Annotated in this window: 23 protein-coding genes; 12 read left to right on the top strand and 11 right to left on the bottom strand. The window is 71.8% G+C overall.

Going from position 1 to position 25102, the window contains the following annotated elements; genetic code table 11:
• Positions 1-55: 55 nt before the first annotated feature.
• A complete protein-coding gene (locus AB0J46_RS31410) occupies positions 56-2542 on the top strand; it encodes a penicillin acylase family protein (protein ID WP_364337902.1) in 2487 nt (828 codons plus the stop codon).
• Between the two features lie 251 nt (positions 2543-2793).
• On the top strand, positions 2794-3645 hold the full coding sequence (locus tag AB0J46_RS31405) for a hypothetical protein (protein WP_364337824.1): 852 nt from the start codon (positions 2794-2796) through the stop codon (positions 3643-3645).
• 15 nt (positions 3646-3660) lie between these two features.
• On the opposite strand, the gene AB0J46_RS31400 is transcribed toward AB0J46_RS31405, so the two are convergent.
• Complete coding sequence (locus tag AB0J46_RS31400; protein WP_364337823.1) at positions 3661-4083, bottom strand: hypothetical protein; 423 nt, start codon at positions 4081-4083, stop codon at positions 3661-3663.
• A gap of 75 nt (positions 4084-4158) precedes the next feature.
• On the opposite strand from AB0J46_RS31400, the gene AB0J46_RS31395 reads away from it, so the two are divergent.
• Positions 4159-5154 (top strand): hypothetical protein, encoded by a 996-nt coding sequence (locus AB0J46_RS31395; RefSeq protein WP_364337822.1) that lies wholly within the window; start codon positions 4159-4161, stop codon positions 5152-5154.
• A 199-nt stretch (positions 5155-5353) separates the two neighbouring features.
• Here the strand turns inward: AB0J46_RS31395 and AB0J46_RS31390 are convergent, their stop codons facing one another.
• Positions 5354-6016, bottom strand: coding sequence for a helix-turn-helix domain-containing protein (locus tag AB0J46_RS31390; RefSeq protein ID WP_364337821.1), 663 nt, complete (start codon positions 6014-6016; stop codon positions 5354-5356).
• A gap of 52 nt (positions 6017-6068) precedes the next feature.
• Here AB0J46_RS31390 and AB0J46_RS31385 point away from each other — a divergent pair, with 52 nt between their 5' ends.
• Positions 6069-6551, top strand: a complete 483-nt coding sequence (locus tag AB0J46_RS31385) for a VOC family protein (protein ID WP_364337820.1) — start codon at positions 6069-6071, stop codon at positions 6549-6551.
• 10 nt (positions 6552-6561) lie between these two features.
• Positions 6562-6708, top strand: coding sequence for a hypothetical protein (locus AB0J46_RS31380; protein ID WP_364337819.1), 147 nt, complete (start codon positions 6562-6564; stop codon positions 6706-6708).
• Between the two features lie 15 nt (positions 6709-6723).
• On the opposite strand, the gene AB0J46_RS31375 is transcribed toward AB0J46_RS31380, so the two are convergent.
• The gene (locus tag AB0J46_RS31375; RefSeq protein WP_364337818.1) at positions 6724-7065 is read right to left on the bottom strand and encodes a hypothetical protein; all 342 of its coding nucleotides are present in this window, start codon (positions 7063-7065) and stop codon (positions 6724-6726) included.
• Positions 7066-7118: 53 nt separating this feature from the next.
• Between AB0J46_RS31375 and AB0J46_RS31370 the strand changes: the two genes are divergently transcribed.
• Positions 7119-7730, top strand: a complete 612-nt coding sequence (locus AB0J46_RS31370) for a helix-turn-helix domain-containing protein (RefSeq protein WP_364337817.1) — start codon at positions 7119-7121, stop codon at positions 7728-7730.
• Between the two features lie 8 nt (positions 7731-7738).
• On the opposite strand, the gene AB0J46_RS31365 is transcribed toward AB0J46_RS31370, so the two are convergent.
• Genes AB0J46_RS31365 through mshB form a run of 3 tightly spaced genes read right to left on the bottom strand, consistent with a single transcriptional unit; the run spans position 7739 to position 9611 of the window.
• The gene (locus tag AB0J46_RS31365) at positions 7739-8233 is read right to left on the bottom strand and encodes a flavin reductase family protein (protein ID WP_364337816.1); all 495 of its coding nucleotides are present in this window, start codon (positions 8231-8233) and stop codon (positions 7739-7741) included.
• A gap of 17 nt (positions 8234-8250) precedes the next feature.
• On the bottom strand, positions 8251-8670 hold the full coding sequence (locus AB0J46_RS31360) for a DUF6113 family protein (protein ID WP_358294410.1): 420 nt from the start codon (positions 8668-8670) through the stop codon (positions 8251-8253).
• A gap of 11 nt (positions 8671-8681) precedes the next feature.
• Positions 8682-9611, bottom strand: a complete 930-nt coding sequence (mshB, locus tag AB0J46_RS31355; RefSeq protein WP_364337815.1) for an N-acetyl-1-D-myo-inositol-2-amino-2-deoxy-alpha-D-glucopyranoside deacetylase — start codon at positions 9609-9611, stop codon at positions 8682-8684.
• A gap of 44 nt (positions 9612-9655) precedes the next feature.
• Here mshB and AB0J46_RS31350 point away from each other — a divergent pair, with 44 nt between their 5' ends.
• Entirely contained in the window at positions 9656-11722 is a 2067-nt protein-coding gene (locus tag AB0J46_RS31350) for a prolyl oligopeptidase family serine peptidase (RefSeq protein WP_364337813.1), read from the top strand.
• Here AB0J46_RS31350 and AB0J46_RS31345 read toward each other — a convergent pair.
• Together AB0J46_RS31345 and AB0J46_RS31340 are read right to left on the bottom strand one after the other, a co-directional pair.
• Positions 11719-12582 (bottom strand): hypothetical protein, encoded by an 864-nt coding sequence (locus tag AB0J46_RS31345; RefSeq protein WP_364337811.1) that lies wholly within the window; start codon positions 12580-12582, stop codon positions 11719-11721. The two genes, AB0J46_RS31350 and AB0J46_RS31345, sit on opposite strands and share 4 nt — an antisense overlap.
• 48 nt (positions 12583-12630) lie before the next feature.
• A complete protein-coding gene (locus AB0J46_RS31340) occupies positions 12631-13059 on the bottom strand; it encodes a MarR family transcriptional regulator (RefSeq protein WP_364337810.1) in 429 nt (142 codons plus the stop codon).
• Between the two features lie 64 nt (positions 13060-13123).
• On the opposite strand from AB0J46_RS31340, the gene AB0J46_RS31335 reads away from it, so the two are divergent.
• Positions 13124-13999 (top strand): MBL fold metallo-hydrolase, encoded by an 876-nt coding sequence (locus tag AB0J46_RS31335; protein WP_364337809.1) that lies wholly within the window; start codon positions 13124-13126, stop codon positions 13997-13999.
• On the opposite strand, the gene AB0J46_RS31330 is transcribed toward AB0J46_RS31335, so the two are convergent.
• Genes AB0J46_RS31330 through AB0J46_RS31320 form a run of 3 tightly spaced genes read right to left on the bottom strand, consistent with a single transcriptional unit; the run spans position 13996 to position 18672 of the window.
• On the bottom strand, positions 13996-15750 hold the full coding sequence (locus tag AB0J46_RS31330) for an ABC transporter ATP-binding protein (protein WP_364337808.1): 1755 nt from the start codon (positions 15748-15750) through the stop codon (positions 13996-13998). The genes AB0J46_RS31335 and AB0J46_RS31330 overlap by 4 nt on opposite strands.
• Before the next feature lie 2 nt (positions 15751-15752).
• Entirely contained in the window at positions 15753-17441 is a 1689-nt protein-coding gene (locus AB0J46_RS31325; protein WP_364337807.1) for an ABC transporter ATP-binding protein, read from the bottom strand.
• A 55-nt stretch (positions 17442-17496) separates the two neighbouring features.
• A complete protein-coding gene (locus AB0J46_RS31320; RefSeq protein ID WP_364337806.1) occupies positions 17497-18672 on the bottom strand; it encodes an MFS transporter in 1176 nt (391 codons plus the stop codon).
• A gap of 45 nt (positions 18673-18717) precedes the next feature.
• Here AB0J46_RS31320 and AB0J46_RS31315 point away from each other — a divergent pair, with 45 nt between their 5' ends.
• From AB0J46_RS31315 to narI, 4 genes are read left to right on the top strand one after another with little or no spacing between them, the layout of a single operon-like run.
• Positions 18718-22230: a nitrate reductase subunit alpha gene (locus AB0J46_RS31315; protein ID WP_364337805.1), complete on the top strand. Its 3513-nt coding sequence runs from the start codon at positions 18718-18720 to the stop codon at positions 22228-22230.
• Complete coding sequence (gene narH, locus AB0J46_RS31310) at positions 22230-23831, top strand: nitrate reductase subunit beta (RefSeq protein ID WP_364337804.1); 1602 nt, start codon at positions 22230-22232, stop codon at positions 23829-23831. The genes AB0J46_RS31315 and narH overlap by 1 nt, the downstream gene beginning before the upstream one ends.
• Positions 23828-24382 carry a nitrate reductase molybdenum cofactor assembly chaperone gene (gene narJ / locus AB0J46_RS31305; RefSeq protein ID WP_364337803.1) on the top strand — a complete coding sequence of 185 codons (555 nt, stop codon included), beginning with the start codon at positions 23828-23830 and terminating at the stop codon, positions 24380-24382. Before narH ends, narJ begins: the two co-directional genes overlap by 4 nt.
• Positions 24379-25059, top strand: coding sequence for a respiratory nitrate reductase subunit gamma (gene narI / locus AB0J46_RS31300; RefSeq protein WP_364337802.1), 681 nt, complete (start codon positions 24379-24381; stop codon positions 25057-25059). Before narJ ends, narI begins: the two co-directional genes overlap by 4 nt.
• The last annotated feature ends 43 nt before the right edge of the window (positions 25060-25102 follow it).

Below are 25102 nucleotides of genomic sequence, written 5' to 3'. Positions count from 1 at the left end.
GCCAGACTTGTTCCAGTTCGGCAAGATGGAGGTATCGGTGAAACCCTTTGCGTGGATGCCGTGGCCTTTGCGGTGGTTCGCCCGGGTGTTGACCGTGCTTCTCGCGCTGGCGCTCGTGCTGGCCGGGGTCCTGGTGTACACGGTACGGAAGTCGTTCCCGCAGGTGGACGGGACGCTGCGACTGCCCGGCCTAGCCGGGAAGGTCGAGATTTATCGCGATAAATCGGGGATTCCACATATCTATGCCGACACTGCGGCCGACCTGTTCATGGCGCAGGGCTTCGTCCACGCCCAGGACCGGTTCTTCGAGATGGACTTCCGCCGCCACACCACCGCCGGACGGCTCTCCGAGCTGTTCGGCAAGGCCACGCTCGGCAACGACAAGGCGCTGCGGACCATGGGCTGGCGCCGGGTGGCCGAGCAGGAGCTGCCCGCCCTCGACCGGCAGACCCAGGACTTCCTGGCCGCGTACGCCAAGGGCGTGAACGCCTGGCTGGACGCCAACCCCAACGCCTCCGACCGCAGCCTCGAATACTCGGTGCTCAAGCTGCAGAACGGCGAGTACCAGCCGGAGCGGTGGACCGCGGTCGACTCCGTCGCCTGGCTGAAGGCCATGGCGTGGGACCTGCGCTCCAACATGGAGGACGAGATCGACCGCGCCCTGGCGCTGACCAAGCTGCCCAAGGAGCGCGTCGAGCAGCTCTACCCCGGCTACCCGTACGACCGCCACTCCCCGATCGTCGGCGAGGGCGCGCTCGCCCAGGGCCGCTACGACCAGCAGGCCGAGCCGCGGACCGGCGGCGTGCGGGCGCTCTCCCAGGCCGCCGCGACGCTCGACGCCGTGCCGAGCACGATGAGCAGCGAGGAGCGCGAGGGCATCGGCTCCAACTCGTGGGTGGTCTCCGGCGCGCACACCACCAGCGGCAAGCCGCTGCTGGCCAACGACCCGCACCTGTCCCCGCAGATGCCGTCCGTCTGGTACCAGGCCGGGCTGCACTGCAGGAAGCTGTCCGAGCAGTGCCCGTACGACGTCACCGGGTTCACCTTCTCCGGCGTGCCCGGCGTGATCATCGGGCACAACGACAAGATCGCGTGGGGGTTCACGAACCTCGGGCCGGACGTGGCCGACCTCTTCCTGGAGAAGGTGGACGGCGACACGTACCTGTACAAGGGCGAGCAGGTCAAGCTGGAGACGCGGCAGGAGCAGATCAAGGTGGCCGGCGGCGACCCCGTCACGATCACCGTGAAGAGCACCCGGCACGGCCCGCTGATCAACGAGGTGATGGCGGACGCCCGGCCGAGCGGCGAGGCGAACGCCGTGGCCCTGCAATGGACCGCCCTCACCCCCGGCAGGACCGTGGACGCGATCTTCGCGCTCAACAAGGCGGGCGACTGGCCCGAGTTCCGCTCGGCGGCGGCGCTGTTCGAGGTGCCGTCCCAGAACCTGATCTACGCCGACACCAGCGGCAAGATCGGCTACCAGGCGCCCGGGCGCATCCCCGTACGGGAGAAGGGCGACGGCGCCTGGCCGGTGCCCGGCTGGACCGGCGAGTACGACTGGAAGGCCGCGCCCATCCCCTACGACCAGCTGCCCACGGTGGAGGACCCGGCCGAGGCGTTCGTCGTCACGGCCAACAACGCCGTCATCGACCCCCGCCGCTACCAGCCGCTGCTGACCAAGGACTGGTCCTACGGCTACCGCTCCCAGCGCATCCGCGAGCTCATCGAGTCCGCGATCGCCAAGGGCAAGATCGACGCCGGGACGATGTCGGACATCCAGCAGGACACCTCCAACGAGTTCGCCGAGACGCTGGTGCCCGCGCTGCTGCGGGTGGACCTGGCCGGGCCCGCCCGCCAGGCCCGCGAGCTGCTGCGCACGTGGGACCACTCCCAGGGGCTCGACTCCGCCCCCGCCGCCTACTACAACGCGGTGTGGCGGCACCTGCTCATGCTCACGTTCGACGACGACCTGCCCGAGCAGGTGTGGCCCGGCGGCGGCGACCGCTGGTACGACGTGGTCGCCAACCTGCTCACCGCCCCCGACGACCCCTTCTGGGACGACGTGACCACCAAGAACCTCACCGAGACCCGCGACGACATGCTGCGGCAGGCGATGGCCTCGGCCTACCACGAGCTGTCGGAGCTGTTCGGCGCCGACGTCAAGTCCTGGAAGTGGGGCGACCTGCACCAGCTCGAACTGGTCAACGGCACGCTCGGCACCTCGGGCCTCGCGCCCGTGGAGGCGCTGTTCAACCGCGGCCCGTTCGCCGTGCCCGGGAACAAGGACGCGGTGAACGCGACCGGGTGGAACGTGCAGAAGGGGTACGGGGTCACGGCGGTGCCGTCGATGCGCATGGTCGTCGACCTGGCGGACCTGGACAAGTCCCGCTGGATCAACCTGACGGGCGCCTCGGGGCACGCCTTCCACGACAACTACTGGGACCAGGCCGAGGCGTGGGCGCGGGGCGATCTGCTCCCGATGTACTCCAAGCCCGAGTCGGTGAAGAACGCCGCCATCCACACCCTCACCCTGACGCCCTGACCTTCCCCGCCGCCCGCCGACCGCTGACCCCTCATCCCTGCCCCGTCACCCCTCCCCTCTCATTCCTGACCCGTCACCCCTGCCCCCTGGGCCGCTCTGAGGATGCATGTTTCCTCTCTGAGGGCGCGTCCTCCCTGGAGGGCGGCCTGGTCGAGGGTAGGGCGGACCGCCCGGCGTACGACCGTGGTTGTAGTCGAAGGCCAGACCGTGGTCCGACGCGCCGGGCCCCCGGCCGCTGTCAGCATGGCCGCATGACTCGCCTCCGGTACTCCGATCGCCTCTGGTACTCCGTCGGGATCTTCCTCCTGCTCGTGGGCCTGGCGCACCTGGGCGTGCTCATCGTGGCCGGCGGCCCGTGGGAGGGGGCCGTGTCGTGGCGCAAGCCGTTCACGTTCGGGGTGTCGTTCGGGTTGAGCGTGCTGACCCTGACCTGGGTGTCCCAGTGGGTACGGCTACGTGCCCGCACGTTCGTCCTCGGGGCGTTCGCGGTGGCCTCCACGGTCGAGGTGGCGCTGATCACCCTTCAGGCGTGGCGCGGGGTGCCGTCCCACTTCAACATGGAGACCCCTCTCGACACGGCCATCGCCCGCACGCTGGCCGCGTTCGGCATCACGCTCATCGTCCTCGCGATCACCATGACGATCGCCGCCTTCCGCCCGGCGCCGGAGGTCGCCCCGAGCACCCGTCTGGCCGTACGGGCGGGCTTCGCCACGCTGCTGGCGTCCATGGTCTTCGGCGGCGTGATGATCGCCCGTGGTGTCGTGGCGGTGATGACGGGCAACCAGCAGCTCGCCTACACGGTGGCCACCGCGCTCAAACCGGCCCACGCCGTGCTCATGCACGGGGTGCTCCTCCTGCCTGCCCTGTCCTGGCTGCTGTCCCGCACGCTCCCGTCCGAGGGCGCGCGGCTGCGAGCCGTACGCCTGGCCACCTGGGCGTACGTCGCGGTGGCCGCGCTGGTCTCCGGCCTGGCCGTGGCCGGGGTTGCGGTCGTGGGGCCGTCCACGGCGTCGGTGTTGTCGGCCGGGGCGATCTCGGCCCTGGCCATCGCGGCGGTCGCGCTGGGCCGGTTCAGCCCCCGCCTCGGCCGGGCGAAACATTGAGGCCGGGGTAATGGGTCAGCCGTTATGCCGTCGCCGCCGCCACCACACGGGCGCGCGCGGATAACCACCGTCGTCCAGGTCGGCCAGCCGCTCGAACACGTTGTACGACGCCTGATGCCCGCACACGACCACCGACACGAGCATGGCCAGCAGGTAGAGCGGGAGCATCGGCAGTCCGGCGCAGCAGGCCCACTGGGTGGCGTGCCGTGCTTCGTGCCGGATGAGCCGGTCGTCGAGCTCGTCCTGCCTGGTCAGGACGACGTTCCCCACCGTGAACGCGCCCGCGATGGGAAAGCGGTAGCGGTAGCCGAAGGCGAGGATGAGCCCGTCGGGGCCGGGCCGGCGGGCCGCGCCGCCGACGATCGAGATGAGGAGGCCGAGCGGGGTGGCGAGGTTCACATAGTTCACCGCCCGCCGGAACCGATAGCGCCTGTTCATGCGTCTCAGTCTTGACCAATCTTGACAAGTCGGAATAATGATCTGCGTCCTGAAATCTCCCACAAGAGCAGGATTATGAGATTCTCCATCCTGGGCGCGCTGCTCGGCGCTGTTGCACTGGCCGGAGCCGGCGGAGTCGCGATCACCCAGACATCAGCCACCGATCCCCTACGTTCCACCGATTCTCCTTCCGGCGCGCAGGTGGCGTTACCCGTCGCCGCGACCCCGACGGCGACGCCCACGGCGACGCCCACGGCGACGCCCACGGTCGGGGATTACACCGCCACGACGAAGGTGGTCAAGAAGAAGGGCGTCTCGTACTTGAATGTGTCCGTCAAGTACGACGGAGCGGCCCGCTTCACCGTGAAGCAGAAGGTGTGCAGGAGCAAGTCCTGCAGGAGCGCCACCGCCCAGTTCCCCGTCACCACCGGGGCCGGGCAGACCACGAAGAAGCTGGGCAAGGGCACGTACAAGGCGAGGGGCAAGCCGGCCGTCAAGGTCAAGCCGCTCCCCTGGCCGACCCGCACCGTGACGGTCTCGCCGACCGCCACGGCCGCGCCGAGCGCGACGGCGACCGTGACGTCCACGGTGACCGAGCAGGCCACGGTGACCGCCACGGTGACCCAGCCCGGTCCGACCGTGACCGTGCCCGGCCCGACGGTGACCGTGCCGGGGCCGACGGAGACGGTGACGTACACCTGTCAGCCTGCCCCGCCGACGACCCCGCTGCCGCCGTCCGAACCGCCGACCGCCACGCCGTCGACCTCGGTCTCGGAATCCCCGGACGTCCCGGACGCCCCGGCCCAGGCCCCCGCCCCACCGGCGAGCGACACCCCGACCCCCACCCCGACGCCGACGCCGACACCGACACCGACCGCGACGGACGTCCCGACCGACGATCCCACCGGCGCCCCGACCGACGTCCCAACGGACGTCCCGACGGACATCCCGACGTGCGCGCCGCCCACGGATCTCCCCTCCGAGACTCCGACTCCGACCGTGACCCCGACCTCCACGGACACCGGCACCCCCACCGACACCCCCACCCCGCCGGAGCCCCCCACCCAGTGACCCCGACTGACACAACGCATGATTCAGGCCAGGCCCCAGCGCCTGGCCTGAATCATGTCCCGCCGCCCCGCAACCCACCGCGACCGCCCTCTCACCTCCGGGACGCCGCACCACCGCTGAACCAGGCCGCCAACCCCGTAGGGACGCCGCACCACCGCTCCCATCCCTCCGGCTCGTGACCGGGTACGCCCCGGGTAAGTCAGTGTGGGGCGTTCGTGGGGCGGGGTGGTGGGGTGGGGGTCAGCAGGCGGGTGAGGGTGTCGGTGAGCCAGCGTTCGTAGGCGTCGGCGTCCCAGCTCAGCATCTCCCGCCCCAGCAGGTACGTCTCCGTGTGCACCAGGACGGCGGTGGTGTCGGTCAGCCAGTCGAGATCGTGCCCGCCCGCCAGAAGCCCGTCGGCGGCCATCTTGTTCCAGAAGGCGCGCATGTTCGCGCGGGTGGCCTCGCGCCCGGCCCGGGTGGCGGCGGCCAGGTCCGGCTCGGTGGGAGCGGCCTGCAGGGCGACGGCCAGCAGGTCGCCGGCGCGTTCGGCCATCTGGCGGCTGCCCCCGGCCAGGGCGGCGATGCGCTCCTCGGCGGTGGGGGCGGTGCCGGCGCGGACGTACCAGTCGCGGCCGGTGAGGTCCACGGCGGCGCCGTCACCGGCGAAGGCGACGTCGACGCAGCGTTTGAGCAGCGCGGCCTTGGTGCCGAAGCGCAGGTAGACGGTACGGTCGCCGACCTGGGCGGACTGTGCGACGGCGGTCAGGGTGGTGGCCGCGTAGCCGTTGCGGAGGAACAGCTCGGTGGCGGCCGTCAGGATCTTCTCCTCGGTGGCGGCGATGCGGGCGGCACGCAGATCACGCTTGACGGGCTCCGACATAAAATGCAGTATAACTGCATTGATGCAGTGCAACTGCAAGAAGGGGATTGCCGTGTCGCACCTCCCGCGCCTGGACGGCGTGCACCACCTCAAGCTCCCGGTCACCGACCTGGACCGTTCCCTGACCTGGTACCGCTCCCGGTTCGGGTACGAGATCGACATCGAGTTCGTCGAGCAGGGCGTGCCGATGGGTTACGCGCTCGCCCATCCGGCCGGCGGCCCCGTGCTGGCGCTGCGGCTGGACCCGGGGCGGGCCAGGGCCGCCGCGGGCTTCGACTACTTCGCCATCGGCGTCCCGGACAAGCAGGCCATCGAGGAGCTGGCCGCCCACCTGACCACGCTGGGCGACAGCCACGCCGGCGTGCACGAGGCGACCATCGGCTGGATCCTGCCCGGCCTGCACGACCCGGACGGCCACGAGATCCGCTTCTACACCACGCAGTCGCTGCCCCCGCGCGAGCGGCCCGCCCCCACCGCGTCCGACGCGGACGAGGAGCGTCGCAGCAGCGGCACCCGTCCGGCCGAGACCTCCTGAGGAGCGCGCCATGACCGTGGCCCGCAACGCCGACGGCCGGCTGGAGGTCAGCCCCGTGCACTCCTGGCAGCACGAGCCCGACGGCGACCGGGCCAAGTGGCAGAGCCTCGAAGGCTGGTCGGTACGCGCCCCGGGCCCGGGCTTCCGCGAGTTCTGAACCCGGCCGGTCACCTCACAGAGCGGGACCGAGCGGCGCTCCGGACGGGACGCCGCCCGGCCCTTCCTTGAGCTCGACGAAGATCGCGTGCGACTCGGTGTCGCCGATGTTCCGCCCCGCGTGCTCCTGCGCGCCGACCCACCGCGCCTGCCCTGCCTCCAGGTCCAGCTCGACCTCTCGCGCGCCCGAGGTGAGACGGCGGCTGAAGGACGACAGCGTGACCATCACGCTGTCGGGATGGCCATGCGGGCTGGTCGAGTCGCCGGGCCGGTCGCGGTAGCGCAACACCCTGACCCGTTCGTTCTCGAAGATCACCGTGTACAGACCGGGGTTCGTGACCACCGGATCGGCGCTCATGGACCACCTCACAAGGCGAGTCAGCTACATGGGACGACGGTACCATGATGGACATGTCGGTACCATATGAGCAGACCGGCCGTCACCGGCAGAAGGCCCGCACCCGCGCCGCCCTGGTCGAGGCCGCCCGCCGCCTGCTGGCCGACGGCACGGACCCCACGGTCGAGGACGCCGCCGCCGCGGCCGGCATCTCCCGCACCACCGCCTACCGCTACTTCCCCAACCAGAACGCCCTGCTGACCGCCGCGCACCCGCAGATCGAACAGGCCTCCCTGCTCCCCCCGGACCCGCCCGCCGACCCCGTGGCGCGTCTGGACCTGGTGATGACCGCCTTCACCCGGCTCACCCTCGACTGGGAACCACAGCTGCGCACCTCGCTGCGCCTGTCCCTGCGACCGGGCGCCGAACAGCCGCACCTGCGCGGCGGCCGGGCCATCGGCTGGATCGAGGACGCCCTCACCCCGCTCCGCGACACCCACCCCGGCCTGGACCTCCATCACCTGGCGGTGGCCATCCGCTCCGCGACCGGCATCGAGTCGCTGGTGTGGCTCACCGACATCGCCGGATACACCCGGCAGCAGGCGGCCGAGACCATGTGCTCGTCGGCGCGGGCGCTCCTGGTCGCCGCCCTCGACCGGCACGACCGCCGCACCGGGCAGGCGTAGCCGCGGCGTCAGAGGTTCTTGTAGCGGCCGTCGTGGTACAGCAGCGGCGAGCCGTCCGCGGGGGTGCCGAGGGCCGTCACCCGGCCGAGCACGATCGAGTGGTCGCCGCCGTCGTACACCGCGGTCGTGGCGACCTCGACCGTGGCCAGGGCGCCGGTGAACAGGGCCACCCCCGACTCCCCGCGATGGTGCTCCCACCGGGCCAGCTGCCCGCTCAGCGGACGGCCGCGGTGGGCGAAGAAGCGGGAGGCGTCCTCCATCGAGGCGTGCAGCACCGACACGCCCCACACCCCGGCCTCGATCACGGCGTCGTGGAAACGGGCCACCTTCTCGGCGCAGAAGAGCACGAGCAGGGGGTCGAGCGACACCGACGTGAAGGAGTTGACGGTCATCGCGTGGTCCACGCCGCCGAGCCGGGTCGTGACGATCGCGACTCCCGTGGCGAAGCGGCCGACGACCTTACGGTAGTTTCCCGGGTCCACATGCCGCTCTATGGAATGCACGACGTTACTTTATGCCTCTACGTCGGATTCTTTGGAGGTGGGTATCCCCGCAACAACCACGAACCCCCACCGGATGAGGGCGAGCACAGGAACGCCACCACGAGAGCCAGCAATCCGCCATACAGGTAGACGTACCCCGCCGCCCCCTGAGAGATCACCAGATCTCCGGCACTGAGTTCGAGGGTGAACGGCATCGTCACCAGCAGCCAGCCGAGGCCGACCGCGAACGCGGCGAGCTTCGTCCGCATGAGCCTGGCCGCCCCCAGCGGGAGGAGGAACAGCGCGAGCACCCACCCGATCGCCACCCACGGCACGGCGCCCAGCTGATCGAGCGCGTGCGTGAACCCGCCGACGACGCCGAGCACGACACCCAGCACGAACAGCATGCCGTACGCCGCCCCGCCCAGCGCCGACTCCGCCTGGCTGCGATGCTCCATGGGGAACGAGGTTAGTGGATGCCCGCGAAGAGATCGTTCTCGCGGTTGTGCGGCTCGCCGAGCCCGCCGGCGTCGACCGGCGGCCCGGGCACCGGCCGGCCGGGCACGCCGATGGCCAGGACGAAGTGCTCCACGCCGAGCACCTCCTGCCCGATGTTGTTGGACAGCGCGTACCAGGGGCCGTCGACGGTGATCTGGGTGGCGTGGGCGCGCATGGCCTCCCGCTTGTTGCCGACCCAGGGACGGGCGTCGATCTCGGTGGTGATGTCCTCGTCGAGGCTGCCGAAGGGGATGTCGTCGACGTCCTCGACGAGGAAGCCGGTGCCGGAGCCGGGCAGCGCCTCGGCCGTGCGCCGCATGACGGACCTGGGCACGGCCGTGTGGTAGAACTTCGCGATCTGCCACGGCTCGTCCTGGCGCGGGGCGGGCCGGCCGCCCGGGACGTAGTCGGGCTTGGCGGCCAGCTCGAAGGCGCGGCGAGCCACCCGGTGGGCCTGGATGTGGTCGGGATGGCCGTAGAAGCCGTTGGCGTCGTAGGTCACCAGCACCTGCGGGCGCACCTCGCGGATGACCTTGACCAGTTCGCCGGCCGCCTCGTCGAGGTCGGCCTGCCAGAAGGCGTTGGGGCGGTCGTTGGTGGCGACGCCCATCATGCCGGAGTCGCGCCAGCGTCCGGGTGAGCCGAGGAAGCGGTGGTCCTCGACGCCGAGCGCCTGGCAGGCCGCCGCCAGCTCCCCGATCCGGTACGGCCCGAGCAGGTCGTCGCGGTCGGCCGCCAGGTGGGCGAGGTCGGCGGGGATGACCTCCCCCTCCTCCCCCAGGGTGCAGGTCACCAGCGTGACGTGGGCGCCTTCCGCGACATATTTGGCCATGGTCGCGCCGGTGCCGATCGACTCGTCGTCCGGATGGGCGTGCACGAGCAGGAGGCGGCGATCAGTCATAGTCATGAGCGTAACAATGGCTGGATACTGGCAGGATTGAGCCCATGAGTGAGAGCTTCCCGCGACTGTCGGCACGGACCCGCCGGTTCACCCTGGGAGTGCCCAGGGGGTTCACGATCTCCCCCGACGGCGGACGAGTGGTCTTCCTGCGGACGAGGTCCGGCACCGACCCGGTCACCTGCCTGTGGGAGCTCGACACCGAAACCCACGTCGAACGCCTGGTGGTCGATCCCCGCACCCTCCACGCCGACGACGAGAACCTGCCGCCGGAGGAGCGCGCGCGGCGCGAGCGCAGCCGTGAGGCGGCCGGCGGCGTGGTGGCCTACGGCGCCGACGCCGCGCTGACCAGGGCGGCCTTCGCCCTGTCCGGCGCGCTCTACGTCGTCGAGCTGGCGAGTGGCGAGACGCGCAGGCTGGAGACGCCGGGCGCGGTCATCGACCCCCGGCTGTCCCCCGACGGGCGGCAGGTCGCCTACGTCACCGGCGGCGCCCTGCACGTCCAGGACCTCGACTCGGGGCGCGGCGAGGTGCTCGCCACGCCGGAGTCGCCGACCGTCACCTACGGTTTGGCCGAGTTCATCGCCGCCGAGGAGATGGACCGGATGCGCGGCTACTGGTGGTCGCCGTCGGGCGACGCGCTGCTGGTCGAGCGGGCCGACGAGGAGCCGGTCGACACCTGGTACATCGCCGACCCGGCCAACCCGTCCCGCCCGGCCGTCGCCCAGCGTTACCCGGCGGCCGGCACGCCCAACGCCCGCACCGAGCTGTTCGTGCTCGGGCTCGACGGCTCGCGGGTGGCGGTGCCGTTCGAGGAGGAGTACCTCACGACGGCCGCCTGGGACGACCACGCGCTGTCGATCGTGACGATGACGCGCGACCAGAAGACGCTGCGGCTGTTCTCCGTCGATCCGGCGACCGGCGTGTCCACGCTGGTCCGCGAGGACACCGACCCGGCCTGGATGGACATCGTGACCGGTGTGCCGGCGCACCTCGACGACGGCTCGCTGGTCTGGGTGGCCACGTCGGAGGGCGGCCACCGGCTGTTCGTCGGCGACCGCGCGGTCACGCCGCCCACCCTCCAGGTCCGGTCGGTGCTCGACGTCGACCACGACAGCGTGTTGTTCAGCGCCAGCGGCGGCGACCCGACCGACATCCACCTGTGGACCTGGGACGGCCACTCGCTGCTGCCGGTCTCGACCCGGTCCGGGGTGTTCTCGGGGCGGATGTCCGGCGGCGTCGGCGTGTTGTCGGAGCAGAGTCTCGACGCCGAGGGCGTCTCGACCACGGTGGTGCGGCGCGACGGCATGGCGGTCCCGATCCCGTCGTACGCCGAGCGTCCGGGGCTCGACCTGCGGGTGTCGCTGGGGCGTTCGGGCCGCCGGGAGCTGGCCACGGCCGTGGTGCTGCCGTCCTGGTACGAGCAGGGCTCAGGCCGGCTGCCGGTCCTGATGGACCCGTACGGCGGCCCGCACGCGCAGCGGGTGCTCAACCGGCGCGGCGCGTTCCTGGAGAGCCAGTGGTTCGCCGAGCAGGGCTTCGCCGTGATCGTGGCCGACGGCCGCGGCACGCCCGGCCGCGGTCCGGCGTTCGAGCGGGCGGTGCTGGGCGACCTGGCGACCCCGGCGCTGGAGGACCAGATCGACGCCCTGCAGGGCGTGGCCGAGCAGTACCCCGACGACCTCGACCTGTCGAGGGTGGCCATCCGCGGCTGGTCGTTCGGCGGCTTCCTGGCCGCGCTCGCCGTGCTGCGGCGTCCCGACGTCTTCCACGCGGCGGTGGCCGGCGCGCCGGTGACCGACTGGCGGCTGTACGACACCTGCTACACCGAGCGCTACCTGGGTCACCCCGACGAGCAGCCCGAGGTCTACGACAACTCCTCGCTGTTCGCCGACGCGCCCAAGCTCGAACGCCCGCTGCTCCTCGTCCACGGCCTGGCCGACGACAACGTGGTGGCCGCCCACACGCTGCGCCTGTCCTCGGCGCTGCTCGCGGCCGGCCGCCAGCACAGCGTGCTGCCGCTGTCGGGCGTGACGCATATGACGCCCCAGGAGGTCGTGGCCGAGAACCTGCTCCTGCTCCAGGTCGACTTCCTGAAGAAGGCGCTGGGCTAGGCGGTGCGCAGGGCGTCGAGCAGCCTCGACGCCCCCAGGCCGATCAGCACGACCAGCCCCATGACCAGCAGGAACACCCACAGGGGGGCGCCGAGGTAGGCGAGCAGGCCCTGCGCCACGGCCAGGATCAGCACGCCGAGCACGGTGCCCGCCACGCCGGCGCGCTCGCCGTACGGGCTGGTGCCGCCCAGGAGGACGGCGGCGAGCGCGAACACGGTGCTGTAGAGCCCCTGGTCGCCCGGGGGCGCCGCGCCGAGGCGCAGGAGCAGCGCGATGCCGCCCGCGGCGGCGAGCATGCTCGACCCGGCCAGGCCGAGCACCGCGCCGGGCCATCCGGCGCCGAGCTCCTTGCGCACCTCCTGCCGGTTCCACAGCAGGCCGCCGGCGATCGAGACGACCGCGAACACGGCGAACCCGAGCGGGCCTGGATAAAGCGCGGCGGTCTCCAGCGGGATCGTCCCGTCGCCGAGCAGCGCGACGGCCACGGCCTCGCACACGACGGCGGCCCCGAGCGTGACGGCCCAGGCCGGGGCCGTCAGCAGCATCGTGAACGCGCTCATGGCGGCCCCCAGGAGCCCGGCGAGCACGAGCGCGAGCAGCATCGCCAGCGGCAGCGGCACCCCGGCGCCCGCCGTGGACGCCACGAAGGCGGCGCCGGCGGCGGCCACCGCGCCCACGGCGAGATTGGGCGTGCCGGTGCGCAGCGACAGGCCGAACCCCATGACGATCAGGCCGAGCTGCCCGGCGTGGGCGAGGATGTCGAGCAGGCGGTCACTCACCGTAGTGATCAGGACGAGTGCCAGGCCCAGCAGGGCGAGGAGTCCGAGCACGCCTTCCCAGGCGCGCTGCCAGGTGCTCACTCCGACGATGCTGACAGCGCCGGACGATCATCGCAACCCCGGCAGGCGCTACCGCGGCGCCGCCCGCTCCAGCAGCTCCTGGAGCACGGACTGCTCGCCGGGCGTGAGCGCGGCCAGCGGCGAGCCCTCGGTCAGCAGGCCCAGCAGGCGCTCCCGCAGGCCGGCGCCCTCCTGGGTGAGCACCAGCAGCTTGGCCCGGCGGTCGCTGGGATGGGGACGGCGCTCCACGACCCCCTGCTGCTCCAGCCGGTCGACGACGAACGTGGCGTTGGAGGGCTCGCACCCCATGCGCCCCGCCAGGTCGCTCATGGTCATCGGGCCGGTCAGCTCGCGCAGCGCCACCGCCTGGGCGGTGGTGAGGTCGAGCGCGGCCGCGCGTTCCCTGACATGCCCCTCGATCTGCCTGGCGAGCGCGCCCACCAGGCCGCAGAGGTTCCGCTCGGCCGCGGCCCGCGTTTCGGCTTCGGACGTTGTCATACTCCAAAACTACCTCAAGCTTGCATGTTTGCAACTTGAAAGGTTCTAGCTATAAGTTTCCGCCATGAGCACTTCTGAGAGCCTTCGTCTGCGCCGCCCGTCCATCCTCCGGTCGTTGCGGGTCGGCGATCTCAAGGTCACGTTCGTGCCCGACGGGAGCGTGCGGCTCAAGCCGTACGGCTGGCTGCCGGGCACGACCGAGCGCGACTGGGCCGAGAACGCCGACCACCTGGACGAGACCGGCAACCTCGTGGCCGGCATCGGCGGCCTGCTGGTGGAGGCGGGCGAGCGGGCCCTGCTGATCGACGCGGGCGTGGGCCCGGTGCACCAGCCGGACGACCCGGCCGATCCGCTGATCGGCGAGCTGCGCGGCGGCGACCTGCCGGCCAACCTCGCCCGGCTGGGCCGCCGTCCGGAGGACGTCGAGGCGGTGGCCTTCACCCACCTGCACATCGACCACATCGGCTGGGCCTGGCATCCGGCCGCCGGCGGGCCCGCGTTCCCGGCCGCCGAGTACCTGTTCGCCGAGCCCGAATGGACCGAGCGCCACCGGACGCTCGACTTCGGCACGCCGGCGGAGGCCCTGACGACCATGGCCCCCCGGGTCAGGACGTTCGGCGACGGCGAGGAGATCTTCCCCGGCGTGCGGGCCACGTTCGCGCCCGGCCACACCGCCGGGCACACCGCCTACACGATCACCTCGGGCGGACAGCGGCTGCTGGCCTTCGGCGACGCCCTGCACTCCCCCGTGCAGGTGCGTCGTCCCGAGTGGCCGGCCGGCTCCGACCTGGACCGCGTGGAGTCGACCGTGCACCGGCGGCGGCTGGTCGAGGAGCTGCTGCGGCCGGACACGATCGGCTTCGGCATCCACTTCGCCGACGTGGTCTTCGGCCGCGCACGGGACACGGCCGAAGGACCGGTCTGGGAGCCCGTGGCCTAGGGAGTGGCGGCGGGGGTGCCGTGCCAGCTCGCCCACAGGGCCGCGTACGAGCCGCCCTCGGCGACCAGCTCCTCGTGCGGGCCCAGCTCGGTGATCCGGCCGTCCTCCACGACGGCCACCCGGTCGGCGTCGTGCGCGGTGTAGAGCCGGTGGGCGATGGCGATCACCGTACGGCCCTCCAGGACGGCGGCCAGCGAGCGTTCCAGGTGACGCGCGGCCCGCGGGTCGATCAGCGAGGTGGCCTCGTCGAGCACCAGCGTGTGCGGGTCGGCCAGGACCAGCCGCGCCAGCGCGAGCTGCTGGGCCTGCGCGGGCGGCACGGCGGCGCCGCCGGACCCGACCTCGGTCTCCAGCCCCTCGGGCAGCGTCCGCACCCAGTCGAGCGCGTCGACGGCGGCCAGCGCCGCGCGCACCGCCGCGTCGTCCGCGCCGGGGCGGGCGATCAGCAGGTTGTCGCGGACGGTGCCCTTGAAGACGTGGTGCTCTTGGGTGACCAGCGCGACGTGCCCGCGCAGGTCGTCGAGCGGCAGGTCGACCAGCGGCACGCCGCCCACGCTCACCTCGCCGGTACGCGGCCCGTGGATGCCGGCCAGCAGCCGCCCGAGCGTGGACTTGCCGGCCCCCGACGGGCCGACCATGGCCAGCCGCTCGCCCGGCTCGACGGTCAGCGACACGCCGTGCAGCACGTCGCGGCCCTCGCGGTAGGCGTACCTGACGTCGTCGGCCCGCAGCAGCTCGCCGGCCGGGCGGGCCGCGGAGGGCTCGCGGTCGTCGGGCACGTTGGCCACGCCGAGCAGCCGGGCCATGGCCGCGCCGCCCACCTGGAGCTCGTCGATCCACATGAGGAACCGGTCGAGCGGGTCGATGAGCTGCTGGGCGTAGACCAGGGCGGCGGTGACCTGCTGGACCGTCACCCAGTCGTTGGTGTAGAACAGGCCGCCGACCAGGAGCGTGGAGACCACCGGGATCACGTAGCCGAGCTCGACCGCGGGGAACCAGAGCGTCCGCAGGCCCAGGGTGTAGCGCTCGGCGGCGTAGGAGCGGCTGATGTCGCCGTCGGTGCGCTCGCGCCGGCGTTCCTGGAGGCCGAGCGCCTCCACGGCCCGCGCGCCCTCGACGGTCTCGGCCAGGCCCTCGGTCATGTCGGCGTACGCGGCGTTCTCGCGCAGGTAGCCGTCGCGCGCCCGCTTGAGGTACCAGCGGGTGGCGAACCAGATCAGCGGGCCGGCGACCAGCATCGGCAGCATGAGCAGCGGGCTGACCAGCACCAGCGCGCCCATGGTGATCACGAAGGTGACGAGCGCGATGAGCGTCTCGGGCACGGCGTGCCGGACGGTCCTGGACAACGAGTCGACGTCGCGGGAGGTACGGGTGATCAGGTCGCCGGCGCCCGCCCGCTCGACCGTGGACAGCGGCAGGCCGAGCACCCGGTCGACGAACTCCTCCCGCAGCTCGGCCAGCACCTTCTCGCCCAGCCTGGCCGAGGCCAGCACGGCGAAGCGGACCAGCAAGCCCTGGAGGAACAGGAACGCGCCGATGACGACGGCCACGAGCAGCCCGTCGACCTCGCCGCCGTCCTGGACGGTCTGGACCAGGCTGCCGAGCTGCCACGGCACGACGAGCCCGGCGACGGCGGCCAGGCCGTGCAGGGCCAGGGCGACGGTGAGCTGCCGCGGGTACTTCAGCGTCAGCCTGCGCGCGTAGGCGCGCACCTGTTTCCGGTCGGCGACCGGCAGGATCTCGCGGGCCACGGTCAGCCCTCCCCTCGGGTCACGGTCGCGGCGTACTCGGGGGACGCGTCCAGCAGGTGCCGGTGTGTCCCCTCGGCCAGCACCCGACCGCCGGCCACGTAGACCACGTGGTCGGCCCGGTCGAGCACCAGCGGGCTGGTCGTGCAGATCATGGTGGTGCGGCCCGCGCGCGCCTTGGCCAGCCGCTCGGCGATGCGGGCCTCGCTGTGGGCGTCGACGGCGCTGGTGGGCTCGACCAGGATGAGCACCTCGGGGTCGGCGACCAGGGCCCGCGCCAGGCGCAGCCGCTGCTGCTGGCCGCCGGAGAACTCGCGCCCGGCCTCGGACACCTGGGCGTCGAGGCCGTCGGGCAGCGCCTCGACGATGTCCTCGGCGCAGGCGGCGTGCAGGGCGGCGCGCACGTCTGCGTCGGTGGCCGCGTCGCGGACGTCGAGCTCGTTCCTGAGCCTGCCGGTGAACAGGCGGGCGTCGTTGCCGGCGACCAGGATGCGTGCGCGGATCTCGGCCATGGGCAGCGTGGCCAGCTCGACGGCGCCGAAGGTGACGTCGCCGGGCGCGTACCGGCCGAGGCGGTCGGCGATGGCGGCGGCCTCCTCGGGCGCGTCGGCCGCGACGGCGGTGAGCATGCCGGGCTGGAGGGTGACGCCGCTGTAGCAGTCGCGCAGCACGCCGCCGCCGCTGGTCTCGGTGCCGCCGGCGACCTCGGGCTCGATGGCCAGGATGCGGATGACGCGGCGGGCCGCGACGTGACCCTTGGTGAGCTTGTCAGCGGCCTCGGTCAAGGTGCGCAGCGGGCCGATGAGGAAGGCGGCGTAGCCGTAGAGCGCGACGAGGTCGCCGGTGCTGATCTCGCCGCCGACCGCGAACGTGGCGCCGATGCCGGTGACGACCGCGATGAGCAGGCCGGGCAGCAGGATCTGGGCGCCTTCGAGCAGCGACTCGACCCGGGCCACGCCCACCCCGGCGTGGCGCACGCGCTGGGACTCCTCGCCGTAGCGGCCGGCGAACACCTGCTCGCCGCCGATGCCGCGGAGCACCCGCAGGCCGGCCACGATGTCGGCGGCCCTGGTGGACAGGTCGCCGGTCAGCTCGCGCTGCCGCTTCTGCCGCCGGTGCAGCGGCTTGAGCAGCGGCGAGACGGCGAGCGCCATGAGCGGCACGCCGAACAGCACGAGCAGCCCGAGCGGGACCGAGGTCGTCAGCAGGATCACGGTGACCGCGACGATGGCCACGACGGACCCGGTGCCGCGCAGCAGGATGTCCATGGAGCTGCCGATGTGGGCGATGTCGGAGTTGCCGACGCTGACGACCTCGCCGGTCGAGACCTTCTTGGGCAGCGTCGCCCCGAGCCTGGCGGCCTGCCGCGCGGTCAGCTGGACGGTGCGGTAGGCGGCCGACAACCAGTTGAACACCGCCATCCGGTGCCGCATGATCCCGGTGAACGCCTGCAGCAGCCCCAGCCCGAGCAGGATCGACGCCCAGGTCAGCAACGCCCGGGTGTCCTTGGCGGTGACCGCGTCGATGCCCTTGCCGAGCACCGCGGGCACGAGCGCCTGCACCAGCCACCACAGAGTGGCGAAGCCGATGCCGGCGAGCAGGGCACGCGCCTGACGCCGCGCGTTCCACCACAGGTAGCGGAGCGGGCTGCGGATGTCGGGCAGGCCGGGATCGGCCTCAGGAAGGGAGCGCATGGTCTGACAAGGTTGACAAGCCGGCGCCCGGCCCGGCAAACGGTTTTTCGCCTGGCTAACGATCGGGCACGTGCCGGAACGTGCGCACGGTGTAGATCAAACTGACCAGGGCGGTCAGCGCGAGCAGCAGGTAGCCCACGGTGTACGACCCGGACGCGCCGTAGACGGCCCCCATCACCAGCGGCGGGAAGTACCCGCCGAGCCCGCCGGCCGCGCCCACGAGCCCCGTCACCGTCCCCACCTTCGACGCCTCGACGAGCTCGGCCACCAGGGCGAAGACGCCGCCCGTGCCGAGCCCGAGGAAGAAGGCGATGAGCACGAAGCAGGCCCCAGCGGGCACCTCGGCGGGCGGCCGGAACGACAGCGCGACCGCCATCACGACCGTCCCGGCCAGCGAGACGAGCAGCACCCTGACCGGCCCGATCCGGTCGGACAAGGTGCCGCCGATCGGCCGGGCGGCGACGGCGGCGATCGAGAACCCGGCCGCCCGCAGCCCGGCGCCCGTCTGGGCGAAGTGGTAGACGTTCTGGAGCAGGGTCGGCAGGTACGTCGAGAACGCCACGAACCCACCGAAGGTGACGGCGTACAGGAAGGCGCACTGCCAGGTGGCCCTGAGCTTCGTGGCCTCGCGCATCCTGGGCAGGGCCGGGGCGGTGGCGGGCGACCAGGCGGGCGAGTCGCGGCTGCCGCCGATCATGATCACGCCCATCAGGGCGAGCACCGCGGCCATGAGCAGGTGGGTCGGGAACCGGCCGAACTCCTCCACCAGGCGGGGGGTGAAGAACGCCGACAGCGCGGTCCCGCCCATGCCGGCGCCGAACACGCCGGTGGCGAACCCTCTGCGGGCGGGCTCGTACCAGGCGTTGACGAACGGGATGCCGATGGCGAACGACGTGCCGGGGACGCCCAGCAGGAAGCCCCAGAACAGCAGCCACCCGTACGACTCGGACCAGCCCACGAACAGGACGGGCACGATCGACACGAAGCAGATGACCGCGAACATGCGCCGCCCGCCGAGCCGGTCGGCCAGCACGCCCACCGGGATGCGGCCGAGCGAGCCGACCAGCACCGGGATCGCGACCAGCAGCGAGGTCTGTGTCGCGGACAGGTGCAGCTGCCTGCTGTAACTGCCCGACAAGGGGCCGATGAGGTTCCAGGCCCAGAACGTCACGGCGAAGGCCGCCGTGGCCAGCGCCAGGTTCCGCACCTGACCTTTACGAAGCGCAGACATACACCCTGTGTAACAGAGGGTCACCTTCTGTGATGAAGTGGGGGTATGAGCGCCGAGGATCTCCTGCTGAAGACCGGTCGGTTCCTCCGCAGATCGGCCACCAGTGGTGACCTGCGGACTCTCTACCTGAAAGGCGGCACGGAAGGCGACGCGTTCTACCGCGACCGGTGGAGCCACGACAAGGTGGTGCGCTCGACGCACGGCGTGAACTGCACGGGTTCGTGCTCGTGGAAGGTGTTCGTCAAGGACGGCATCATCACCTGGGAGGCGCAGGAGACCGACTACCCGGGCGTGGGCCCCGACCGGCCGGAGTACGAGCCGCGCGGCTGCCCGCGCGGGGCGGCCTTCTCCTGGTACACCTACTCGCCGACCCGGATCCGCTACCCGTACGCGCGGGGCGTGCTGGTCCAGCTCTACCTGGAGGCGCGGGAGCGGCTGGACGACCCGGTGGCCGCCTGGGCCGAGGTCACCGCCGATCCGGAGAAGCGGGCGAGCTACCAGGGCGCGCGCGGCCGGGGCGGGCTCGTCCGGGTGACCTGGGACCTGGCCGTCGAGATGATCGCCGCGGCGCACGTGCACACCATCCAGGCGTACGGGCCCGACCGGGTCGCGGGGTTCTCGCCCATCCCGGCGATGTCGATGGTCTCGCACGCCGTCGGCTCCCGGTTCGTGTCGCTGATCGGCGGCACGATGCTCTCCTTCTACGACTGGTACGCCGACCTGCCGGTGGCCTCGCCGCAGGTGTTCGGCGACCAGACCGACGTCCCGGAGTCGGCCGACTGGTGGGACGCCGCGTACCTGGTGATGTGGGGCTCCAACGTCCCGGTCACCCGCACGCCGGACGCCCACTGGATGGCCGAGGCGCGCTACCGGGGCCAGAAGGTCGTGGTGGTCTCGCCCGACTACAGCGACGCGGCCAAGTTCGCCGACGAGTTCCTGAGCGTGCGTCCCGGCACGGACGGCGCCCTGGCCATGGCCATGGGCCACGTGCTGCTGAAGGAGTTCTTCGTCGACCGGGAGGTGCCCTACTTCACCGACTACGTCAAGCGCTGCACCGACCTGCCCTTCCTGGTCACGCTGCGCGAGCACGAGGACGCGTACGTGCCGGACAAGTTCCTCACGGCCAAGGACCTGGGCTCGGCGGAGGAGGCGGCCGAGTGGAAGACCGTGCTCATGGCCGGGTCCGGCGAGCCGGTGGTCCCGAACGGCTCGGTCGGCTTCCGCTGGACCGACTCCGGCGAGGGCCGCTGGAACCTCGACCTTGACGTCGACCCGAAGCTCACCCTGTACGGCGGCGAGTCGGCCCAGCTCCTGCTGCCGCGCTTCGACGGCGAGGGCTCCCTGCGCCGCGGCGTGCCGGTCGCCCGCGTCGGCGGACGGCTGGTGACCACGGTGTTCGACCTGCTGCTGGCCCAGTACGGCGTCCCCAGGCCCGGCCTGCCGGGGATCTGGCCCGGCGGGTACGACGACGCGGCCGAGCCGTACACGCCGGGCTGGCAGGAGCCGGTCACCGGCGTCCCGGCCGAGCGGGTGGTCAAGATCACCCGTGAGTTCGCCAGGACGGCCGAGACCACCCGCGGCCGATGCATGATCATCATGGGCGCGGGCGCCACCCAGTGGTTCCACGGCGACACCATCTACCGGGCGTTCCTGTCGCTGCTGCTGCTGACCGGCTGCCAGGGGCGCAACGGCGGCGGCTGGGCCCATTACGTCGGCCAGGAGAAGTGCCGCCCGCAGAGCGGCTGGGCGGTGCTGGCCGGCGCGCTCGACTGGTCGCGCCCGCCGCGGCAGGCGCCCGGCACGCCGTACTGGTACCTGCACACCGACCAGTGGCGTTACGACCGGTTCGACGCGGGCGCGCTGACCTCGCCGCTCGGGCCCGGCGCGTTCCGCGGCAGGCACACGGCCGACCTGGTGGCCGAGGCCGTGCGCAACGGCTGGATGCCCATGTCGCCCGCCTTCGACCGCAACCCGCTGGAGCTGGGCGAGCACGAGGACCCCGTGGCGTACACGCTGGAGGAGCTGCGGCAGGGCAGGCTCCGGCACGCCGCCGAGGACCCCGACGACCCGGCCAACTGGCCGCGGGTGCTGACCCTGTGGCGGTCGAACCTGCTCGGCTCGTCGGCCAAGGGCAACGAGTACTTCCTGCACCACCTGCTCGGCGCCACGTCCAACCTGGAGCACCCCGACCCCGAGGCGCCGAGGGGCAAGCTGGACCTGCTGCTCACGCTCGACTTCCGGATGACGTCCTCGACGGTCTTCTCCGACATCGTGCTGCCCGCCGCCACCTGGTACGAGAAGTACGACCTGTCCTCGACGGACATGCACCCGTTCGTGCACGCGTTCAACCCGGCCATCTCGCCGCCCTGGGAGACCAGGACGGACTTCGCGGCCTTCCACGCCATCGCCAGGGCCTTCAGCGCGCTGGCCAAGGAGCGGCTGGGGGTGCGCAAGGACGTCGTGGTGGTCCCGTACCAGCACGACACGCCGGGCGAGACCGGGCAGCCCGGCGGGCGCGCGCCCGGCGCGCCGGAGCCGACGCTGAAGGTGGTCGAGCGCGACTACGGCGCGGTCGCGGAGCAGCTGGCCGCGCTCGGCCCGCTCACCGAGCGGCTCGGCCTCCAGGTCAAGGGCGTGACCTTCATGCCGGACGAGGAGGTCGCCTGGCTGGGCCAGCGCTGCGGCCTGGTGCCGCGCGGCGTGGCCAAGGGCCGTCCCGAGCTGGACACCGACGCCAAGGCGTGCGAGACGATCCTCGCGCTGTCCGGGGTGAGCAACGGCAGGCTGGCCGCCCAGGGCTTCCGCCAGCTCGCCCGGCGCACCGGCCGCAGCTTCGACGACCTGATGGACGAGGGCCACCGCATCGTCTTCGCCGACACCCAGGCCCGGCCCACGCACGTCGCGGCCAGTCCGGAATGGTCGGGCAAGGAGGCGCACGACCGCCGCTACTCGCCGTTCACGATCAACGTCGAGAACGGCAAGCCCTGGCACACGCTCACCGGCCGCATGCACTTCTTCCTCGACCACGACTGGATGCACGAGTACGGCGAGGCCCTGCCGGTCTACCGCCCGCCGCTGGACATGGCCGAGCTCTTCGGCGAGAGCGCCACCCTGCGCTACCTGACCCCGCACTCCAAGTGGTCGATCCACTCCGAGTACCAGGACAACCTGCTCATGTTGTCGCTGTCGCGCGGCGGCCCGACCATCTGGATGTCCACCGAGGACGCGACCCGGCTCGGCATCGCCGACAACGACTGGATCGAGGCGGTCAACCGCAACGGCGTCGTGGTGGCCCGGGCCATCGTGTCCCACCGCATGCCGCAGGGCACGGTCTACATGTTCCACGCCCAGGACCGCCTGATCGACGTGCCGAAGTCGGAGGAGACCGGCCGCCGCGGCGGCATCCACAACGCGCTGACCAGGGTGCTGATCAAGCCCACGCACATGATCGGCGGCTACGCCCAGCTCTCGTACGCCTTCAACTACCTCGGCCCCACGGGCAACCAGCGGGACGAGGTCACCACCATTCGCCGCAGGTCGCAGGAGGTGCGCTACTGATGAAGATCATGGCTCAGATCGCCATGGTGATGAACCTGGACAAGTGCATCGGCTGTCACACCTGTTCCGTCACCTGCAAACAGACCTGGACCAACCGTCCCGGCGTCGAGTACGTCTGGTTCAACAACGTCGAGACCCGCCCCGGCCAGGGCTACCCCCGCCGGTACGAGGACCAGGAACGCTGGCGGGGCGGCTGGAAGCTCGACCGCAGGGGCCGGCTGACACTCCGCGCCGGAGGCCGGTTCCGCAAGCTGGCCAGCATCTTCGCCAACCCGCTCATGCCCTCCATCCAGGACTACTACGAGCCCTGGACCTACGACTACGAGAACCTCACCCGCGCCCCGCTGTCCGACGACGTCCCGGTGGCGCCGCCGAGGTCGCTGATCAGCAACGAGCCCATGAAGATCCGCTGGAGCGCGAACTGGGACGACAACCTGGGCGGCGACCCGTCCCCCGACCCGGTGCTGGGGAAGGTGTCGGAGCAGGTCAGGCTGGAGTTCGAGCAGGCGTACATGTTCTACCTGCCGCGCATCTGCGAGCACTGCCTGAACCCGTCCTGCGTGGCCTCCTGCCCGTCGGGGGCGATGTACAAGCGGGCCGAGGACGGGATCGTCCTGGTGGACCAGGACAGTTGCCGGGGCTGGCGGATGTGCGTGACGGGGTGCCCGTACAAGAAGGTGTACTTCAACCACCGGACCGGCAAGGCCGAGAAGTGCACGTTCTGCTACCCGCGGGTCGAGGTGGGGCTGCCGACGGTGTGCTCGGAGACCTGCGTGGGCCGCCTGCGCTACCTCGGGGTACTGCTCTACGACGCCGACCGGGTGAGCCAGGCCGCCTCGGTGGCGGACGAGCGGGACCTGTACGAGGCCCAGCTCGGCGTCTTCGTCGACCCCGACGACCCGGCGGTGGCCGCGTCGGGGCTGCCCGCCGACTGGATCGAGGCGGCCCGCAGATCCCCCGTCTACGACCTGATCACGAAATATCGCATAGCGCTCCCCCTGCACCCGGAGTACCGGACGTTGCCGATGGTCTGGTACGTCCCGCCGCTCTCCCCCGTCGTGGACGCCCTGGCGAACACCGGGCACGACGGCGAGGACGCGGACAACCTGTTCGCCGCCATCGAGTCGCTGCGCATCCCCGTGGAGTACCTGGCCGAGCTGTTCAGCGCGGGCGATCCCGTCCCGGTGACGGCCGCGCTGCGCCGGCTGGCCGCGATGCGCTCGTACATGCGGGGGGTCAACCTGGGGCAGGAGCCGGTCCTGCCGGACACCGGCCTGACCGAGGACGACATCAGGGCCATGTACCGCCTGCTGGCCCTGGCCAAGTACGAGGAGCGGTACGTGATCCCGACCGCGTACGGCAACGTGCCCGGCGTGGTCGAGGAGGCCGGCTGCAGCCTCGACTACTACGGCGGCCCCGGCATGCAGGCCCCCTTCGGGGAGGCGTCGGGCAAGCCGCTGCCGGTCTCCGTCGAGTCCTTCCACGGCCTGAAGGACCGCCAGACCAGCGACGAGATCACCCACGACCGGGTGAACCTCCTCAACTGGGACGGCCGGGGCATCCCAGCAGGACTCTTCCCGCCGAAAAAGGGAAAATCATGAACAAGGCCGTGATCTGGCAGGCCGCCGCGCACCTGCTCGCCTACCCCGACGAACGGTTCCACCGCCGCCTGCCGCTGATCAAGGAGGCCGCCGAGCCGCACTTCGCGGCGTTCCTGGCGCGGATCGCGGACATGGACGCGGGCGACCTGGCCGCGCACTACGTCGAGACGTTCGACCTGCACCGGCGCTGCTGCCTCTACCTGACCTACTACACCGACGGCGACACCCGCCGCCGCGGGGCGTCCCTGGCCGCGCTCAAGCAGCGTTACCGCGTGGCCGGCTGGGAGCTGATGGACGACGAGCTGCCCGACTTCCTGCCGGTCGTGCTGGAGTTCGCGGCGCTCGACCCGTCCGGGGCGGCGCTGCTGCGGGAGCATCGCATCGGGCTCGATCTGCTGCTGTCCGCCCTGACCGAGCTGGGCTCGCCGTACGCGGAGGTGATCGGGGTGGTGTGCGCGGCGCTGCCGCCGCCCACGGCCGCCGAACGCGCCGCGGCGCACCGCCTGGCCGCCGGCGGGCCGCCCGCCGAGACCGTGGGAGGGTACCGGTGAGCTGGGGCGAGAGCATGTTGTGGGTGGTCGCGCCGTACGTCACCCTGGTGATCTTCATCGGCGGCCTGATCTGGCGCTACCGGTACGACAAGTTCGGCTGGACCACCCGGTCGTCGCAGCTCTACGAGAGCCCGCTGCTGCGCGTGGCCAGCCCGGTGTTCCACTACGGCCTGATCTTCGTGATCATCGGGCACGTGACCGGCCTGCTCGTCCCGCTCTCCTGGACGGACGCGATCGGCGTGTCGAACGAGGCGTACCACGCCAACGCCCTGATCTGGGGCGGTCTGGCCGGGCTGGCCACGCTGGTGGCGCTGGTCCTGCTGGTCTACCGCCGCCGGACGAACGGGCCTGTCTTCCTGGCCACGACGAAGAACGACAAGACCATGTACGTGGTGCTCGCCGCGTCGATCGTCGCGGGCGTGGTGACGACGGTGGCGGGGTTCGTGCCGAGCGAGGTGAGCTACCGGACGACGGTCGCCCCCTGGTTCCGCGGCGTCTTCGTGCTCAACCCGGACGCCACCGCGATGGGGCAGGCGAGCATCCTTTACAAGGTGCACACCGTGATCGGGATGGCGTTGTTCGTGCTTTTCCCGTTCAGCCGCCTCGTGCACGCCCTTTCGGCGCCGATCACCTATTTGTTCCGCCCTTACATCGTGTATCGGGCCCGGTCCCGATAGCGCGCCGCGCCGCCCGGAACGGGGGCCGGTGCGTCAGAATCGT

Source organism: Nonomuraea sp. NPDC049758, from assembly GCF_040674635.1.
GTDB lineage: Bacteria > Actinomycetota > Actinomycetes > Streptosporangiales > Streptosporangiaceae > Nonomuraea.
The sequence above is the reverse complement of the archived record's forward strand: the minus strand, read 5'-3'. Positions and strand labels throughout refer to the sequence as shown.

Coding starts and splice junctions, on each gene's coding strand:
- AB0J46_RS31405 (WP_364337824.1), top strand. CDS start 2,794: ATGACTCGCCTCCGGTACTCCGATCGCCTCTGGTACTCCGTCGGGATC.
- AB0J46_RS31375 (WP_364337818.1), bottom strand. CDS start 7,065: ATGAGCGCCGATCCGGTGGTCACGAACCCCGGTCTGTACACGGTGATC.
- AB0J46_RS31400 (WP_364337823.1), bottom strand. CDS start 4,083: ATGAACAGGCGCTATCGGTTCCGGCGGGCGGTGAACTATGTGAACCTC.
- AB0J46_RS31410 (WP_364337902.1), top strand. CDS start 56: ATGCCGTGGCCTTTGCGGTGGTTCGCCCGGGTGTTGACCGTGCTTCTC.
- narJ (WP_364337803.1), top strand. CDS start 23,828: ATGAACAAGGCCGTGATCTGGCAGGCCGCCGCGCACCTGCTCGCCTAC.
- AB0J46_RS31315 (WP_364337805.1), top strand. CDS start 18,718: ATGAGCGCCGAGGATCTCCTGCTGAAGACCGGTCGGTTCCTCCGCAGA.
- AB0J46_RS31340 (WP_364337810.1), bottom strand. CDS start 13,059: ATGACAACGTCCGAAGCCGAAACGCGGGCCGCGGCCGAGCGGAACCTC.
- AB0J46_RS31370 (WP_364337817.1), top strand. CDS start 7,119: ATGTCGGTACCATATGAGCAGACCGGCCGTCACCGGCAGAAGGCCCGC.
- AB0J46_RS31360 (WP_358294410.1), bottom strand. CDS start 8,670: ATGGAGCATCGCAGCCAGGCGGAGTCGGCGCTGGGCGGGGCGGCGTAC.
- AB0J46_RS31325 (WP_364337807.1), bottom strand. CDS start 17,441: ATGCGCTCCCTTCCTGAGGCCGATCCCGGCCTGCCCGACATCCGCAGC.
- narH (WP_364337804.1), top strand. CDS start 22,230: ATGAAGATCATGGCTCAGATCGCCATGGTGATGAACCTGGACAAGTGC.
- AB0J46_RS31335 (WP_364337809.1), top strand. CDS start 13,124: ATGAGCACTTCTGAGAGCCTTCGTCTGCGCCGCCCGTCCATCCTCCGG.
- AB0J46_RS31350 (WP_364337813.1), top strand. CDS start 9,656: ATGAGTGAGAGCTTCCCGCGACTGTCGGCACGGACCCGCCGGTTCACC.
- AB0J46_RS31395 (WP_364337822.1), top strand. CDS start 4,159: ATGAGATTCTCCATCCTGGGCGCGCTGCTCGGCGCTGTTGCACTGGCC.
- mshB (WP_364337815.1), bottom strand. CDS start 9,611: ATGACTGATCGCCGCCTCCTGCTCGTGCACGCCCATCCGGACGACGAG.
- AB0J46_RS31390 (WP_364337821.1), bottom strand. CDS start 6,016: ATGTCGGAGCCCGTCAAGCGTGATCTGCGTGCCGCCCGCATCGCCGCC.
- AB0J46_RS31320 (WP_364337806.1), bottom strand. CDS start 18,672: ATGTCTGCGCTTCGTAAAGGTCAGGTGCGGAACCTGGCGCTGGCCACG.
- AB0J46_RS31380 (WP_364337819.1), top strand. CDS start 6,562: ATGACCGTGGCCCGCAACGCCGACGGCCGGCTGGAGGTCAGCCCCGTG.